Origin of the sequence: Halostagnicola larsenii XH-48, from assembly GCF_000517625.1 — an archaeon.
In the GTDB taxonomy this organism is placed as follows: domain Archaea; phylum Halobacteriota; class Halobacteria; order Halobacteriales; family Natrialbaceae; genus Halostagnicola; species Halostagnicola larsenii.
Window position 1 is genome coordinate 1,448,539 of the sequence record NZ_CP007055.1, and the last position, 14,719, is coordinate 1,463,257.

The 14,719-nt window shown below is 60.9% G+C and carries 17 protein-coding genes; 9 read left to right on the forward strand and 8 right to left on the reverse strand.

Annotated features, from left to right (window positions below; genetic code table 11):
• Nucleotides 1–59: 59 nt before the first annotated feature.
• Together HALLA_RS07425 and HALLA_RS07430 are read left to right on the forward strand one after the other, a co-directional pair.
• A complete protein-coding gene (locus tag HALLA_RS07425; RefSeq protein ID WP_049952759.1) occupies nt 60–269 on the forward strand; it encodes a hypothetical protein in 210 nt (69 codons plus the stop codon).
• 39 nt (nt 270–308) lie between these two features.
• On the forward strand, nt 309–752 hold the full coding sequence (locus HALLA_RS07430) for an RNA-binding protein (RefSeq protein WP_049952760.1): 444 nt from the start codon (nt 309–311) through the stop codon (nt 750–752).
• A 42-nt stretch (nt 753–794) separates the two neighbouring features.
• Here HALLA_RS07430 and HALLA_RS07435 read toward each other — a convergent pair whose 3' ends face one another.
• Complete coding sequence (locus HALLA_RS07435; protein WP_049952761.1) at nt 795–1,241, reverse strand: hypothetical protein; 447 nt, start codon at nt 1,239–1,241, stop codon at nt 795–797.
• Between the two features lie 178 nt (nt 1,242–1,419).
• Entirely contained in the window at nt 1,420–2,541 is a 1,122-nt protein-coding gene (locus HALLA_RS07440) for a pyridoxal phosphate-dependent aminotransferase (protein ID WP_049952762.1), read from the reverse strand.
• Nucleotides 2,542–2,692: 151 nt separating this feature from the next.
• On the opposite strand from HALLA_RS07440, the gene HALLA_RS07445 reads away from it, so the two are divergent.
• Entirely contained in the window at nt 2,693–3,349 is a 657-nt protein-coding gene (locus HALLA_RS07445; protein WP_049952763.1) for a DUF6517 family protein, read from the forward strand.
• 208 nt (nt 3,350–3,557) lie between these two features.
• On the opposite strand, the gene HALLA_RS07450 is transcribed toward HALLA_RS07445, so the two are convergent.
• Both HALLA_RS07450 and HALLA_RS07455 read right to left on the reverse strand, forming a co-directional pair.
• Entirely contained in the window at nt 3,558–4,424 is an 867-nt protein-coding gene (locus HALLA_RS07450; RefSeq protein WP_049952764.1) for a 2-oxoacid:ferredoxin oxidoreductase subunit beta, read from the reverse strand.
• Complete coding sequence (locus tag HALLA_RS07455; protein ID WP_049952765.1) at nt 4,421–6,178, reverse strand: 2-oxoacid:acceptor oxidoreductase subunit alpha; 1,758 nt, start codon at nt 6,176–6,178, stop codon at nt 4,421–4,423. Before HALLA_RS07455 ends, HALLA_RS07450 begins: the two co-directional genes overlap by 4 nt.
• 191 nt (nt 6,179–6,369) lie before the next feature.
• Between HALLA_RS07455 and HALLA_RS07460 the strand changes: the two genes are divergently transcribed.
• On the forward strand, nt 6,370–7,008 hold the full coding sequence (locus HALLA_RS07460) for a ferredoxin--NADP reductase (protein WP_049952766.1): 639 nt from the start codon (nt 6,370–6,372) through the stop codon (nt 7,006–7,008).
• A gap of 76 nt (nt 7,009–7,084) precedes the next feature.
• Here the strand turns inward: HALLA_RS07460 and mce are convergent, their stop codons facing one another.
• From mce to HALLA_RS07475, 3 genes are all read right to left on the reverse strand, one after another.
• Nucleotides 7,085–7,468 (reverse strand): methylmalonyl-CoA epimerase, encoded by a 384-nt coding sequence (gene mce, locus HALLA_RS07465; RefSeq protein ID WP_049952767.1) that lies wholly within the window; start codon nt 7,466–7,468, stop codon nt 7,085–7,087.
• A 135-nt stretch (nt 7,469–7,603) separates the two neighbouring features.
• Entirely contained in the window at nt 7,604–8,296 is a 693-nt protein-coding gene (locus tag HALLA_RS20580) for a cupredoxin domain-containing protein (RefSeq protein ID WP_049954029.1), read from the reverse strand.
• Nucleotides 8,297–8,521: 225 nt separating this feature from the next.
• Nucleotides 8,522–9,058, reverse strand: a complete 537-nt coding sequence (locus HALLA_RS07475) for a universal stress protein (protein WP_339325740.1) — start codon at nt 9,056–9,058, stop codon at nt 8,522–8,524.
• 219 nt (nt 9,059–9,277) lie between these two features.
• On the opposite strand from HALLA_RS07475, the gene HALLA_RS07480 reads away from it, so the two are divergent.
• The 4 genes from HALLA_RS07480 (at nt 9,278) to HALLA_RS07495 (ending at nt 12,757) form a co-directional block, all read left to right on the forward strand.
• Nucleotides 9,278–9,937 (forward strand): helix-turn-helix domain-containing protein, encoded by a 660-nt coding sequence (locus HALLA_RS07480; protein WP_049952768.1) that lies wholly within the window; start codon nt 9,278–9,280, stop codon nt 9,935–9,937.
• 695 nt (nt 9,938–10,632) lie between these two features.
• Complete coding sequence (locus HALLA_RS21220) at nt 10,633–11,232, forward strand: DUF7344 domain-containing protein (protein ID WP_174887894.1); 600 nt, start codon at nt 10,633–10,635, stop codon at nt 11,230–11,232.
• 234 nt (nt 11,233–11,466) lie between these two features.
• The gene (locus HALLA_RS07490; protein WP_049954032.1) at nt 11,467–12,198 is read left to right on the forward strand and encodes a GNAT family N-acetyltransferase; all 732 of its coding nucleotides are present in this window, start codon (nt 11,467–11,469) and stop codon (nt 12,196–12,198) included.
• A gap of 136 nt (nt 12,199–12,334) precedes the next feature.
• Nucleotides 12,335–12,757, forward strand: coding sequence for a thiol-disulfide oxidoreductase DCC family protein (locus tag HALLA_RS07495; protein ID WP_049952769.1), 423 nt, complete (start codon nt 12,335–12,337; stop codon nt 12,755–12,757).
• A 29-nt stretch (nt 12,758–12,786) separates the two neighbouring features.
• Here the strand turns inward: HALLA_RS07495 and HALLA_RS07500 are convergent, their stop codons facing one another.
• Entirely contained in the window at nt 12,787–13,197 is a 411-nt protein-coding gene (locus tag HALLA_RS07500; protein WP_049952770.1) for a DUF2267 domain-containing protein, read from the reverse strand.
• 278 nt (nt 13,198–13,475) lie between these two features.
• Between HALLA_RS07500 and HALLA_RS07505 the strand changes: the two genes are divergently transcribed.
• Nucleotides 13,476–14,657, forward strand: a complete 1,182-nt coding sequence (locus HALLA_RS07505) for a redox-regulated ATPase YchF (protein WP_049952771.1) — start codon at nt 13,476–13,478, stop codon at nt 14,655–14,657.
• The last annotated feature ends 62 nt before the right edge of the window (nt 14,658–14,719 follow it).

Consider the following 14,719-nt stretch of genomic DNA (forward strand, 5'->3'; position numbering starts at 1 on the left):
TGTCGAACTGTCGGAATCGAATCAGTCCCTTTTTACGCAACGGCGGGGAAGAGCGACCTATGAGCTTCGAGGAAGACGAACACGTCGTGCTCCACGACAAACACAGCGAATTCGACGGCGAAGTCGGGACGATCACCCAGACGATGGAATCTATGTTCGGCGACGTCACCTACACGATCAGCTTCGAGGACGGCCAGGAGTCGGGCGTTCCCGAAGACGCCCTCGAGGCCGCTCCAGACGACGCCGAAACGGACGACGACGACGAGTAATCGACCCATACGACGACCCATGCCGTTCTCTTAGGACCGATGCCACAAATCCCGCTTCACTACGTCGATCTGCGAACGTTCTGTTACGCCACCGAGGACGAAAAACGCGTCGAGGAGGCGTTGCGAACGTTCCTCCCCGAAGAGTTCGAACTCGAGCGCGTCGAGAGCGAGGGCCACTATGGGGATCGGATCCTCGTTCTCTCGGCGCGCGCCGAAAACGCAGACGACGTTCGCCACGTCCTCTCGAGACTCGCTGATCTCGAGGAGTTCGACGGCCTGATCGCCGAACTCGACCAGCGGGTCACCGAAAACACCGAACTCTACCTCACGCTCGACAAACAGGCCGCGTTCAACGGGGAGAGCCGCCTCGGCGACGGCATCACGTTCCGCGCGAAAGTCGAAGCCTACCCCGCGAAGAAGGAAGCCGCCGTCGAGAACGCTCAAGAGGTTCTCGAGCGCCTCGAGGACGAGGACGTCGACTGATCCAATCAGCCGGGGCTAACAAATAGCGTTGGCGGCGCTCTACTACTCGCGCGATTCGACGTTCGTCTCGAGCGTTCGATTCTCGGTAACAACGGCGGTTACGCGCACAGACTCGACCCCCCAGCCGGCGTCCTCGAGTTGGTCGATGATCTCCTCGTTCGAGAGTGCAACCGATTCGCCTAGAGCGGTAATTTCAAGCGAGTACGGTTCGTGCTGTTTGATCCACGGACCGGGAAGATGTTGCTCGTCCCTGTGCTCGTCGTCACCTGCTGGCTCGAGTTCGGCTGTCTGCTCGTAGGTGGGGTCTCCATCCTCGAGAACCGTCACCGCAATGTCGGTCGCCTCGTCCGATCGATTCCTGCCGAGTATCCGCAGATCAAGGTAATTTCTCGTTTTGTACTGTCGCCAGCCATAGTTGGCCGCACCCGTTACGGTAATTCCCCCGAGGACGGTTACCGCGAGCGAACGACGACTAAGATTGGGGACCATACCATCAGATAATAATACACTTTACATAAAGCTTGTACCAACTCACGGTTTGGACTCTCCATCGACCGTGCCCTAAGAGCGCCTATCAATCGGTTCTCTCACGCGCGAGAAGGCAATTGATGTATTCGATCGACCGACGAGTATCAGAGCCTGCGGAGTGGGACCTCACTGGAGGCGACTACCGCACCGCCTGCGTCGCCGCGTCGATGATCTCGAGGGCTTCTTTGAGTTCTTCCGTGCTGGTCGCATACGAGAGTCGCGCGTAGCCGTCGCCGTGCGCGCCGAAGGCGTCTCCGGGGACGACGACCACGTCGCGCTCGAGAACCTCGTCACACCAGCCGTCCGGAACCTTGGGCATGACGTAAAACGCGCCCGAGGGTGTTGGGACCTCGAGTCCGGCGTCTTCGAGGCCGTCAACGACGAGGTCTCGCCGTTTCTCGAACGCGTCGACCATCTCATAGACGGGATCCTGTGGACCAGTCAGGGCTGCTTCGGCGGCGTACTGGGCCGGCGCGCTCGCACAGGCCTGCCCGTACTGGTGGACCCGGAGCATACGTTCGATTCTCCGATTCGATCCCACGACCCAGCCGAGTCGCCAGCCGGTCATCGAGTACGTCTTCGAACACGCGCTGACGACCACCACGTTGTCCGTCTGAGCGAACTCGAGCGGCGAGCGGTGTTCGCCCTCGAAGACGATCCGCTCGTAGACTTCGTCGGAGAGACAGAGGACGTCGTGTTCGTCCGCGATGCGTGCGAACTCGCGCATGTCCTCCTCGGACTGGACCGCACCCGTCGGATTCGAGGGGCTGTTGACCACAAACACGGCGGTGTCGTCGGTGATCGCCTCCTCGACGGTGGCCGGGTCGAGTGTGAGATCCTCCCGGAGCGGGACCGGCTTGGGGGTTCCATCGGCGATTTTCGTCAACGCATCGTAGGAGACGAATCCGGGGTCCGGAAAGATCACTTCCTGTCCCGGATCGACGTGCGCCTCTAACACCAGGTGGAGTGCCTCGCTTCCGCCGGAAGTCGCGATGATGTCCGTCGGATCGACGCCGATGCCGTACTCGCGGTCGTACGTTTCGGAGATGGCCTCTCGGAGCGACCGCGTCCCCTTGTTCGAGGTGTAGGCGTCGGTCTTCTTCGATTCGATAGCCTCGATCGCGCCCGCTCGAGCGTGTTCGGGCGTGGGAAAGTCAGGTTGCCCGAGACCGAGATTTATCGCGTCCTCGCCCGCGGCCTCGAACACTTCACGTATCCCGCTGATCGACACCTGCTCGACCCGATTTGCAAACTCCGTCATGTCTCAAATGGCGGGGCCGACCCCGATAACTCTTGATGTGTTCCGGCCTGACGTCCACGATGGAGCGGTCAGTTCCGTCCGTCTAAATCTCGTGTCTGTCAAACTAAATAAGCCACAACGAATATGCCCATCCTGACGAATACACCCTACAATGACTTCTTCACGCAGGGCCTTTCTTGCAGCTGGTGTGACAGGTTCGCTCGCACTCTCGGCCGGTTGTCTGGATTTCGTCACCGGCGACGGACCCCTCGAGTTCAGTTCCGACCGCGTCGCGCCGACCGACAGCGCGCTCGAGGAAACCGGATTCGACGAGATGAGCGTCGAGGAAGAAACGTTCGAAGAGACCGTCGAAGCCGGCGTCGAACGCGAGGTCAAAGCCAACTTCTGGCTCTCGAGTTACGCGAAAGCGCTCGAGATTCAGGGCCAATCCGAGGAGGCGACCGCGTTCGTTGCAGTCTCGACCCCCGACATGAGCGTCGCAGGTCGGTCGTTCAACCCTATCGACGGGATGGATAGCGAAGAGTTACTCGACGAATTCAGGGGCCAGATCGAAAACGGGGATACGGATATTCAGGACATCAAGCACGAGGAGACGTTTTCGGTCTCAATTCTGGACGAAAGTCGTGACATCGACCTGCTGCGCGGACAAACAGAATATCGGGGTGAAGCGATCGATATCGAGCTGGTAGTGGCCTCGTTCGCTCACGAGGGAGATTATCTGGTTCTCGCCGGCATGTATCCCGAGATGTTCCAGGACGAGGGCGTCAACGTCGAAATGCTGCTCGAGTCCGTCGAGCATCCTGCCTGAGCGGCGGTTTCGGGAGCCTCCGATTTTCACGTGGAAAACTCGAGACGCTGACCGTGACACGAGCGACAGCAGTACACGAGACAGTAACCCAGAGAGTGGTGCGGAATACATAGTAGCTGGCCCGCTCGTCGGGAGTTCCGGGCCAAGAGTGGCTGAGGTGTACGGAGAACGAAACCGGTGCTCGAGTCGCGTCGAAACTGAAACCGACTCAGTAGAATTCGCGGACCAGATCCATGGCGTCTTCGGGTGCGCCGTCGGGAATTTCGGACATGTCCTCGGTGACGCCGTGTTGTTCGTGATACGGCAGCGCGTTCTCGTTTTGATACATCACGCCCTGGTACTCCTTTTCGCCGTCCGTGATGACTTCCTTGGCGTCCTCGTAGTTCGTCGGATCGTGGTCTTCGTCCTCTTTGAGGTCGACGAGCGTGTCGCGGAAGTAGTCGTACGTGTCGACGTCGTTGAAGGTGACACACGGACTGAAGACGTTGACGAATCCGAAGCCGTCGTGTTCGATCGCCTTCTCGATGATTTCGGCGTGACGGAGCGCATCCGAGCTAAAGGACTGGGCGATGAATGTCGCACCCGATGCGAGCGCGAGCGCGAGCGGATTGACCGGTGGCTGCTGTGGGCCCTCCGGCGTCGTCGACGTTTCGAAGTCCGATCGCGAGGTCGGCGAAGCCTGTCCCTTCGTCAGCCCGTAAATGCGGTTGTCCATGACCACGTAGGTCATGTCCACGTTTCGGCGAACGGCGTGGACGAAGTGTCCGGCACCGATCGAGTAGCCGTCGCCGTCGCCGCCGGCGACCATCACTTCGATATCGGGGCGGGCCATCTTGACGCCGGTCCCGACTGGAAGGGCGCGTCCGTGGACCCCGTGCAGCGCGTAGCTGTGCATGTAGGTCCCGATTTTCCCCGAGCAACCGATTCCCGCCACGACGAACGTGTTGTCGGGATCGTTGCCGGTGTTCGCGAGGGCTTTCATCATACCGTTCATCGTGCCGAAGTCCCCGCATCCGGGACACCACGTCGGCTGTTTGTCGGATTTGAAGTCGGTGAATCGTACGTCTGAGCTCATTGTGCTGGAACCTCCTCTGCGAGTTTATCGGTGATCTCTGTCGCGAGTTCGTCCGCTTTGAAGCGCACGCCCGTGTACTTGTTTATCCGCTTGACGCGGGTAAGGGTATCGTGCTCGAGCACGTCCGCGAACTGCCCCGTCGCGTTACACTCGACGACGATCGTATCGTCGGCCGCCTCGATCTCCTCGGTCAGGTCGGGCCGCGGGAAGATGTACGGGACGGAGATGACCCGAACGCTCGTTCCCTCTTCCTCGAGGTACTCGAGCGCCTCGACGAGCGCACCTTCGTTCGAGCCCCACGAGATGATCAGGTTGTCCGAGTCCGAGTCGCCGAACTCCCGGTAGCTCCACTCCTCGCGTTCCTTCGCGGTCTCGACCTTGCGGTTTCGCTTGTCGACCTGCTCGACGCGTTCGCCTTCTTCTTCGGTTCGGCGACCGAGTTCGTCGTGCTCGAGGCCGGTGGACATGTGTGCGCCGTCGATCGTGCCGGGTTTGGCACGCGGGCTGACGCCGTCGTCGGTGACGGCGTGTGCGCGGAACCGGCCCTCTTCGTCGAGCCATTCGTCGACCTCGTCTTGCTCGACGAGTTTGCCGCGGTCGATTTCGACGTCGTCCATGTCGAACGCTTCCGGCGGGAACGTCTGCTCGGTCACCGACATCGCGAGGTCGGAGACGAGGAAGACGGGCGTCTGATACTTCTCCGCCAGGTTGAACGCCTCAACGGTCTTCCAGAAGCACTCGGTGATCGTCGTCGGCGTGACGACGAACCGAGGGACCTCGCCGTGACCGGCGTACAGCGCCATGTTGAGGTCTCCCTGTTCTTGCTTCGTTGGCATCCCGGTCGAGGGACCCGAGCGCTGGACGTCACAGATGACCAGCGGCGTCTCGCTGGTGGCGACGAGTCCGAAGGTCTCGGTCATGAGGTCGATCCCTGCACCGGATGTCGCGGTCATCGCTCGAGCGCCGGCTCGTGCGCCCCCGAGTGCCATGTTGATCGCAGAGAGTTCGTCCTCGGCCTGCACGACGTGGCCGCCGTAGTCTTCGATCCGGCCCGTCAGGTACTCCATGATCGATGTCGCGGGCGTGATCGGATAGCCGGCGTAGAACCGACAGCCGGCGGCGATCGCACCCATGCCGATCGCCTCGTTCCCGTTCAGCAGGACGTAGTCCTCGTCGGTCGTCTCAAGGTCGTACCCGAGCTCGTCGAAGTCGTAGTTCTCGCGAACGTACTCCTGCCCGAGTCGGGCGGCTTTCTTGTTGTTCTCGACGATCTTCGACCCCTTGCCGCCGAAGCGTTTCTCGAGGGATTCGTCGAGGTATTCGACGTCGAAGTTGGTTATTTCACACGCCGCACCGAGCGCGACGATGTTGCGCATGATCGCTCCCCCGGCGTCTTCGGCGAGCGATTTCAGGGGAACGTCGACGGGCGTGGTGTTCTCGGGAATCTCGGCCTCCCAGGAACGTTCGCCGTCGTAAATGATCGCGCTCCCGTCGTGGAGCTCGTCAAGGTTTTCGTCGATCGTTCGCTGGGTCAGCGCGACCAGGATGTCGAGCCGATCGACGACGCTCTGTACCTGATCGACCGATGTTCGGATCTTGTAGGCGGTGTAGCCGCCGCGGATTCGCGACGCGAAGTCTTTGGATGTGAACACGTGCCGTCCTGCCCTTGAGAGTGCCTGAGCGAAGATCTTCCCGGTGGAGTCGATCCCGTCCCCGGCCTCACCTCCGATTGCCCAATTAAGGTCCTCAGCCATGTTATGTCGCACCTTGCCCCCACCAAATGAAAAGCCTTCTGAAACCCCAACCGCCAAACCAGAGGAGCGGCTGATATGTTGCCGGTAACCCGGTTTACGGGCCGATTCCATGCCAGGATTGTAGACGATCGTAGTGAAGGTTTTGGACGGAGAACGGAACGACTTTTCGACCGTCGCTCGAACACGCCACCATGGATGGAACTCCAGTCCGCGTCGAGTCGGTTCGTGACGTCGGACCCGGAACGGTCGCGATAGAACTCGAGGCACCCCCGTCGTTCGACCCCCGGCCCGGACAGTTCGTTCTCCTCCGGGCGGCACCCGACGGTGAGGAACTCGCACGCCACTACACGCTCTCGTCGCCGACGGCCGCCGACACGTTTGAAATCACGGTCGGTATCGACCCCGACGGTGATCTCTCGCCGTGGCTCGCAGACCTCGAGGGCGGGGAGACGGTTCACATCGAAGGGCCGATGGGAGCTATCACCTACGACGGGTCGACCGATGTCGTCGCGGTCGCGGGCGGTCCCGGCGTCGGCCCCGCGGTCGCAATCGCCGAAGCCGCACACGAAAACGGGAAGGACGCCGCCGTCGTCTACCAGGACGACCAGCCGGCTCATCGAGACCGACTCGAGGCGCTCGAGGCGGACGGTGCGCCGGTTAGCATCGTCGATGCGGACGCCACCGATGCGCTCGAAAAAACGGTAGCGGACCACCTCGATGACGGGCAGTTCTACGTTTTCGGGTTTAGTGAGTTCGTAACGACCGTCGCCGACAGTATCGACGACGCGGGCGGTGACTCGGACGATGCGTTGATCGAGAACTTCGGATAGCGGGTTCGCCGGTCGCTTCTCGAGAAGCGACCGTGGAATCTCGTTTGCTCCAGCTCGGTCTTCGATCGGCGTCACCTCAGTGTTCGACGAGTTCGATCAAAATACCGCCCGTATCCGACGGATGGAGGAACGCGACCGAGTGGCCCCACGCGCCGGGCCGTGGCTCCTCGTCGATGAGTGTGACATCGTACTCGCGTGTGCGCTCGAGCGCTCGCTCGAGATCGTCAGTTGCCAATGCGAGGTGATGAATTCCGGACCCTTGGGTCTCGAGGTATCGGGCGATCGTTCCCTCCTCGATCGGTTCGAGGAGTTCGAAGTACCCCGACCCGCACTCGAGGAAGACGACGCGGAGTCCGTCGAACTCCTCTTCGTGTGCGATCTCGAGGCCGAAGCAATCGGCGTACAGCGCGGCGAGAGAGTCTGCATCGTCGGTCGCGATTCCTGCGTGGTCGAAGTGCATCGTTGTCCGATCACGCTGGAACGGCCTTATTCTTGCGTTCGGGCGGTCCGTCGGCGAGGGGTCTGTCTCTGTCTCGAGCCATCCTAAAAAATGTGCGTCAACTGCGACCGATACCGAACCGAACTGGCTTCGGTACTATTCGGATTCGTTTCCGTCGCTTTCGTTGCCCATTCCGTCTTCGGATTCGTTGTCGGTACCGCCATCCGATTCGTTGCCCGTTCCGCTCGCTGATTCGTTGCCCATTTCGCCGTCGGACTCGTTGCCGTCCTCGGATTCGTTACCGCTGCCGCCGCCACCGCCTCCGCCGCCGTTCTCTTCGATCTGAATCTGTCCGTCCATCGTGCTCTCGTGGGGTTCGCAGATGTAGTTCGTCATCTCGTCGCTGGCCTGGACGCCCTCGAGCGTCGCGGTTTCGCCTTCGCTCGAAATGCTGTCGGTTTCGTAGTCGTCGACGACGTCGCCATCACCGTTGAGGATCTGCAGATTGTGTTCCTGCCCGTCAGTGTTCTCGAACGAAATCGTGTACTCCTGACCGTTGAAAAGCACCAACGTCGGGTTCTCTTCGTCGGCGATCGGATCGGGCGCGACGCCGACCCAGCCCGAGGTCTGGCCCTCGAGTTCGATTTCTTCGACGTCTTCCCACGCTGAAACGTCAGTCTCGCCACCACCGTTCCCACTGCCGCCATCGCCGCCACCACCACCACCATCGCCGCCACCCCCATCGTCACCGCCGCCACTACTGCCACAGCCAGCGACGAGCGCGGTCGCCGCGGCGGCACCTGTATACTGAATCATCCGTCGTCGGGACAGTGTATCATCGGATGTCATCACGTACGTATCGGGTTCGAAGTCGGATAGCCAGACGCCCGTCATTCGCTTGACGTTGATGTGGGCGCTTCTATCGGCAGTTTTCGGTAAAATTCACGAGATGCCGAACGTGTGTGATGGTACCGAACAACATAAACATCCGAATATCAGTCTGTAGATCCCTTCTAGGACGATGAGCAGTTCGGATCGCTCTTTCGACGCCGAAGCCGATAATGCCTCCTCGAGTCACTCGGTTGGTCGAACCGTTACGACGGGGATGGGCGAATTACGAACGACCTCTTCGGCCACGCTGCCGAGCAACACGTGGTCGAGTCCCGTCCGCCCGACGGTCCCGATCACGATCATATCGGCGTCGATCTCCGTTGCGTACTCGAGAATCGCTTCCTGCGGAACGCCCTCGCGAACGCCGGTTGTCACGTCGATACCCGCACGTTCTGCGGCGGTTTCGACGAGTTGGTTAGATTCGCGGGCCTCCTCCTCTGGCTCGGCACGAAGTTCGTCTCGTTTCATCGCGCTGTGTGGGCCCTCGGGAACGATCGAGATCCCGTGAACGGACGCACCGAGCTGGTCCGCGAGCGCGATTCCGTGATCGATGGCCGCCCGGGACTCGTCGCTTCCGTCGGTCGGAATCAAGACGGTCTCGTACATCGTACCCGGATAGTCGGCAGGTTCGGCCAAATACGACGGGCTTGCCTGTGCGCGTGCGATCTGTTTTTTGCGTTTTCCGTGCGCGTGTTCGCGGTATTCAAAGTGTGCGATCATATCGCGGGCCGACTGCTGGTGGCCGATCCACCTTTCGTAACTGGCCGCTCTCGTCGGCTTAACGAACCTGACTCCTCCCGTCGATTGCACGAATCGTTTCGGTTGGGACTACTACCCGAAATTGACTCTCACAGGAACGGGACTGTCCGTCTGAAATGGTGGCGGGCAAGGCTACCGCTAACACAATTCGTCTATACGTGTTTGTGGTGGATATCGATGATGACTACAGTCGTGGAACTCGGAGTGCCGGCCGAACGCCTCGGACTCGCTGAAACGTTCGATCGCGTCCCGACATTCGAGTTTCTGATAAACGGTCTCATCGGCGACGGACCGCCGCTCGTCTACGTTTCGGGACCCGACCGGGAGCGAGTTGAATCAGCGCTCGAGGCGGACCCATCCGTCGACGTGATCGCGTCGATGGACGATGCGAGCGACGGCCAATGGTTGCTCCGACTCGAGTTCAATCAGGGGATACAGACGTTCCAGCGGATCGTCTCGGAGAACGACGGCGCGATTCTCGAGGCGAGCGGGCAGGACGGGCGATGGTCCATCAAGTTGCTCTTTCACGAACGCGCGGACGTATCCGACTGTCACTCGTCGTTCGAACGACACGACTTCGGGGTCACAGTCACACGGGTCAGCCCGATGGACGACCCGGCGAACGGCCAGACGCCGCTGACGGAGACCCAGTACGAGACGATTCTGAAGGCACACGAACTCGGCTATTTCGACGTTCCACGGCAGGTCACGCTCGAGGAACTGGCATCGGAGCTAGGTATCTCACATCAGGCGCTCTCCGAACGGTTACGCCGGAGTCACTCGGCTCTGGTGAGCGCCGAACTGTCCAATCGAATGGCACCGGTTGGGCTCGACCCCTGATACTCCGTTCTGAGCGGGCTCACATGCGGTCGACACGCAGTACCCTGATCATCTGTCCACCTTCTATCCATCTCCCTACTGTCTGCCCATCCGCTCACTATCTACCTATCTTCCCACCGTCTACTTTCGATGCGGATGAGGCCGACGTGTGCTTGCGCGCGACGAAACGCGCACATCGTCGCTGTTCCGGCCACTCGATTGGTGACTCGCTCGGACTCCCTTTCTGACTCGTCCAACTTCTACCTGTGGTTGAACGTAATTATGGCAGTGTTTGCTCATACACCAGATATAATTAACCATATGGCCACTTTCACCCAGATCTAGTTTGGTATTGCCCGCACAGTTAGCTTTAATATTGGACAGTACAACAGTAGTCATGTCGGTGCGAATCCGACGACCGAATGCAACGTATTGGCTACCAACTATCCCTGTGAGTGCCGGTGGACCGCGGTACCCAGCCGCGGACGAAGGGTACATCCCCTGTGTGCCCTGTGGATCACTCATGCTCAATCAGCGTTTTATGGCCACTCGTGGCTGTGTGGCCCAACCCACTGTCAAGCCCTGTCGGATCCAGTAAAACGGGTCCGCTGGGTGTTTCACCTCAGACCGACCGAGCGGGTGCTCCGCAACTGACGGCTGAATTACGGTCCGACAAGTTGCAGTTTTATGTGATGTGCCTGCAAATACCAACAGCAATGGGTGTTGGTGGCGAAAACGAATTCCGACGACGCGAATCGACCGAGACGGTTTCGCCGATCGAAGCGGACGGACGTCTCGAGGCTGTATCGAAAGACGACGCGTTCCACCTCTTACAGACCAGTCGACGCCGCGACGTGGTTCGATATCTACAGGGTCGTAACGGCCCGATCGAACTGCGCGACCTCGCAGAACAGGTCGCCGCCTGGGAGCAGGGGACGACGATCGACTCGCTTTCCTCCTCGGAGCGCCAGCGTGTCTACATTTCGTTGTACCAGACACACCTTCCGAAACTCGACGAACACGACATCGTCGACTACGACAAGAATCGCGGAATCATCGAGCGATGTCAACGGGCGACGCAACTCGAGTCCTACCTCGAGGTCGACCCGCTCCGATCGAACCCGGATCCGTGGCCCCGTCGATACGGAGCGACTGTGATCCTCTGTATAATTCTTGCTGGTATTACTACGCGTGAGTTCGGATTTTCGCCGTCGACGTGGCTCACCCTGCTCGTGCTCGCTGCGGTCGGAGCCGTCACCGTCGGCCACTGGTGGTCGAAACGGGTTGATTTCGAGCAGCTATCGGCCCGATCGTGATCGGCGCTCGAGATCCGGGCCCGTCGAGGACGCGGACTCACCGTCATCCACCATCGAACAGCACGCGTTCACTCGACGGTTGACCCATCGGTGCGCGTAGAACGCTACGGAGAACTCCTGCAGACTCGCGTGTGCACACGCGAGTAGCCCGATTGCGAACGCGGCGACCAGTAGGGAGTTGGCCGAGGGGTTTTGCAGCCAAGGACTAAGTATTTTGGGATGGAATACCATACCATGGCCTTCAGCGAAGAACTCGAGTTCGGACACGAGGACCGCAAACGCATCTACGAGTACGTCGAGCGAAAGGGGGCCGTCGATCCCGAAGCCGTCTGTCAGGATCTTCGTATCGACCCTGGCGGGTTTCGCCACCACGTTGCCATCCTCAAGCGGGACGGTCGCCTCCAGTCAGAAGCGGGCAAACTCAGGGTAACGATCGACGCGGGCGCTCGAGAGGAGTACGTTACCGAAGCATTCGAATTTCACATCCGGCCGGCGAGACAGGAAGACCTGTCCGGAATCGTCGGGGCGATCCGACAGGTCGCCGAGGAGAAGACCTACATCGTCGCCGAGAGCGTCGCGGACGCAATCGACCACGAAAGCGCGTTGCTCCGCTACAACGAGATCGAATCGCGGATGTTCTTCGTCGCGACGGTCGAAAACGAAGTCGTCGGGTGGGTCCATCTCAACGCACCGGAACTGGACAAATTGAGCCACACCGCAGAGCTAACCGTCGGCGTCATCGAGGAGTACCGGAACAACGGACTCGGTGCACACCTGCTCTCGAGAGGACTCGAGTGGGCCGGAGCCAACGGCTACGAAAAAGTCTACCAGAGCGTTCCCTCGGTGAACGAGGAGGCGATCGACTTCCTCGAATCTCACGACTGGGAAACGGAGGCCGTCCGAGCGGACCATTACAAACTCAACGGCGAGTACGCCGACGAGGTCATGATGGCCATCGAACTGTAGGCGCTCTCGGGCGGTTTTCAGCGAACGCCGGACTCGGTTGGTACCTCGAGTCGCATCCGACGGGCTGTTCGAGCGCTCGCGGCGGCGCTCGTGACCGAAACCCTGAATTATGGTCGAATCGTAGCGTTATCGTCCAATGAGCGAGGAGATTCCAGACGACGGCCCGATCGTGCTCTTCGACGGCGTCTGTACTCTCTGCAACGAATTCGTTCAGTTTATCCTGCCTCGAGATTCCGAGGGGCGGTTTTACTTCGCGTCGCTGCAGTCGAACGTGGGCCAGCGTCTGCTCGCCGACCACGACCTGCCGACGGACGAACTCGAGTCCGTGGTGTTGATCGACGGCGAGGACGCCTACGTGAAATCGGGAGCCGTCATCCGAATCGCAACGCTTCTCGGTGGCTTCTACCGACTCCTGTGGCCGCTTTACTACCTGCCGCGACGGCTTCGGGATTTCGCGTACGATTTCGTCGCGGATCGGCGCTACCGCTGGTTCGGGAAAAAAGATCGATGCAAGATGCCGGAGACCGACGGAACCACGCAGGCTCGATTCCTCGAGTGAGCCTTCGAAAGGCTCCGCGAAAATGCCCGCTAGGCGGGACTCTTTTCGCTCTCTGCGATTTCGAAGAGCGCGTCGTATCCGTCGTCCGCCGGGAGTTGCGCGCGAACGTCCTCGAGCGCTCCTTCCTCGACCGCCTCTGCGAGGACATCGACCACGACCTGCGCGTGAAACGCCGCTTCCGACGGATCGTCCTCGCCGAGCTCGTCGCGGTCGTCGACGCGGTCGACGAACTCGTCGAAGCCGAATCGTTCCACGTCGTCGACCCGCTCGAGGAATCGAGCGAGTTCGTCCGGAAGCTGTGCGGCTAGGTTCGATGCCTCGCCGGGTTGGATCCGCTCAGAGAGCGTCGTGAGCGTCGCTCTCGAAATACTCAGTGCAGCCTCTCGAGAGTCGAGTTGGGCGCGGTGTTGTACCTCCCCGGTGAATTCTTCGTACTGCATGCCTGGGTGTTCACGAGCAGCGGTGATGAGTCTCGAGCCTTCAGCTGAAAGGGTCGTCGGTGGATGGATACCGCGACCCTGCCGCGCCCCGATCCGGCCACAACCGGTGAGCAAGGCACGGCGAGCACAGTCCGTCCGGCGAGCAAAGCGCGCCGAGCGCGGCCCGTCGAACAGAGCGACGAGTGCCGCTAGACCCGAACAGCGATGGTGCCCGCCGAACCGCGCCACCTGACTCCTCGAACCGAAAGACAGTTTTCCGGACCGAACGACGGGTAGGTATGCTCTCGATCGCGCTTGCCGGAAAGCCAAACGCCGGCAAGTCCACGTTCTACACCGCGGCGACCATGGCGGAGGTCGACGTCGCTAACTACCCCTTTACGACCATCGACGCGAACCGGGGCGTGAGCTACGTTCGTACTGACTGCCCGTGTCTCGAGCGCGAGGAACGCTGTACGAGCGATAACTGCGAGGACGGCAAGCGCTACGTCCCGATCGAACTGCTCGACGTCGCCGGGCTGGTTCCGGGTGCCCACGAGGGCAAGGGACTGGGCAACCAGTTCCTCGACGAACTGACGAACGCGGATGTCATCGTCAACGTGGTCGACGCGTCGGGCGGCACCAGCGAAACGGGCGAACCCGTCGACATCGGCGAGCACGACCCGCTCGAGGACATCGACTTCGTCGAAGAGGAAATGGACCTCTGGCTGGCTGACATCGTCGACCGAAACTGGGAGTCCGTCGAGCGCAAATCGCGGTCTCCGGACTTCGACATCGACGACGCGCTCGCCGACATGCTCACGGGATTCGGCGCGACGCCGACTGACGTCGCCCGAACCCTCCGAGAGTTCGAGTACCCCGAAGACCCCATCCAGTGGACCGACGAACACCGGGAAGCCTTGGCTCGAGACGTTCGCCGGCGGACGAAACCGATCGTCGTCGCGGCCAACAAGATCGATGTCGCACCAGAAGAGAACGTCGAGCGCCTGCTCGACCTCGACAAGCCCGTCGTTCCGACGACCGCGGAGGGCGAACTCGCGCTCAGGCGGGCGGCCGACGCCGGACTCGCGGCGTACGACCCCGGCGACGAGACGGTCGAAATCGGCGACGACGTAAGCGATGCGCAGCGAGAGGCGCTCGAGGAACTTTCGGAGACGATGGCGGATTGGGACGGCACCGGCGTACAGAGCGCGCTGAACTACGCGGTTTACGACCTGCTCGAGTACTTCACGGCCTACCCCGTCGAGGACGCCTCGAAGTGGTCCGACGGGAGCGGAAACGTGTTGCCCGACGCGTTCTTGTTGCCCGACGGCTCGACGCCGGTCGACCTCGCGTACGCGGTCCACTCCGATATCGGCGACGGTTACCTCCACGCCGTCGACGCGAAATCGAGCCGGGAGATCGCCGACACGCACGAACTCGAGGAGGGCGACGTCGTCAAAATCGTCTCGACTGCGTCCTAGCGGACTCGCCCGTTTATTCTGCTCCCTGTTCACCGTGTTCGGCCTCGCAAACGTTGCACTCT

Excerpts from the sequence above, each read along its gene's own strand:
- HALLA_RS20580 (WP_049954029.1), bottom strand. The coding sequence starts at position 8,296 with ATGACATCCGATGATACACTGTCCCGACGACGGATGATTCAGTATACA.
- HALLA_RS07475 (WP_339325740.1), bottom strand. The coding sequence starts at position 9,058 with ATGATCGCACACTTTGAATACCGCGAACACGCGCACGGAAAACGCAAA.
- HALLA_RS07440 (WP_049952762.1), bottom strand. The coding sequence starts at position 2,541 with ATGACGGAGTTTGCAAATCGGGTCGAGCAGGTGTCGATCAGCGGGATA.
- HALLA_RS21220 (WP_174887894.1), top strand. The coding sequence starts at position 10,633 with ATGGGTGTTGGTGGCGAAAACGAATTCCGACGACGCGAATCGACCGAG.
- HALLA_RS07490 (WP_049954032.1), top strand. The coding sequence starts at position 11,467 with ATGGCCTTCAGCGAAGAACTCGAGTTCGGACACGAGGACCGCAAACGC.
- HALLA_RS07450 (WP_049952764.1), bottom strand. The coding sequence starts at position 4,424 with ATGAGCTCAGACGTACGATTCACCGACTTCAAATCCGACAAACAGCCG.
- HALLA_RS07495 (WP_049952769.1), top strand. The coding sequence starts at position 12,335 with ATGAGCGAGGAGATTCCAGACGACGGCCCGATCGTGCTCTTCGACGGC.
- HALLA_RS07425 (WP_049952759.1), top strand. The coding sequence starts at position 60 with ATGAGCTTCGAGGAAGACGAACACGTCGTGCTCCACGACAAACACAGC.
- HALLA_RS07505 (WP_049952771.1), top strand. The coding sequence starts at position 13,476 with ATGCTCTCGATCGCGCTTGCCGGAAAGCCAAACGCCGGCAAGTCCACG.
- HALLA_RS07460 (WP_049952766.1), top strand. The coding sequence starts at position 6,370 with ATGGATGGAACTCCAGTCCGCGTCGAGTCGGTTCGTGACGTCGGACCC.
- HALLA_RS07455 (WP_049952765.1), bottom strand. The coding sequence starts at position 6,178 with ATGGCTGAGGACCTTAATTGGGCAATCGGAGGTGAGGCCGGGGACGGG.
- HALLA_RS07435 (WP_049952761.1), bottom strand. The coding sequence starts at position 1,241 with ATGGTCCCCAATCTTAGTCGTCGTTCGCTCGCGGTAACCGTCCTCGGG.
- HALLA_RS07445 (WP_049952763.1), top strand. The coding sequence starts at position 2,693 with ATGACTTCTTCACGCAGGGCCTTTCTTGCAGCTGGTGTGACAGGTTCG.
- mce (WP_049952767.1), bottom strand. The coding sequence starts at position 7,468 with ATGCACTTCGACCACGCAGGAATCGCGACCGACGATGCAGACTCTCTC.
- HALLA_RS07500 (WP_049952770.1), bottom strand. The coding sequence starts at position 13,197 with ATGCAGTACGAAGAATTCACCGGGGAGGTACAACACCGCGCCCAACTC.
- HALLA_RS07480 (WP_049952768.1), top strand. The coding sequence starts at position 9,278 with ATGACTACAGTCGTGGAACTCGGAGTGCCGGCCGAACGCCTCGGACTC.
- HALLA_RS07430 (WP_049952760.1), top strand. The coding sequence starts at position 309 with ATGCCACAAATCCCGCTTCACTACGTCGATCTGCGAACGTTCTGTTAC.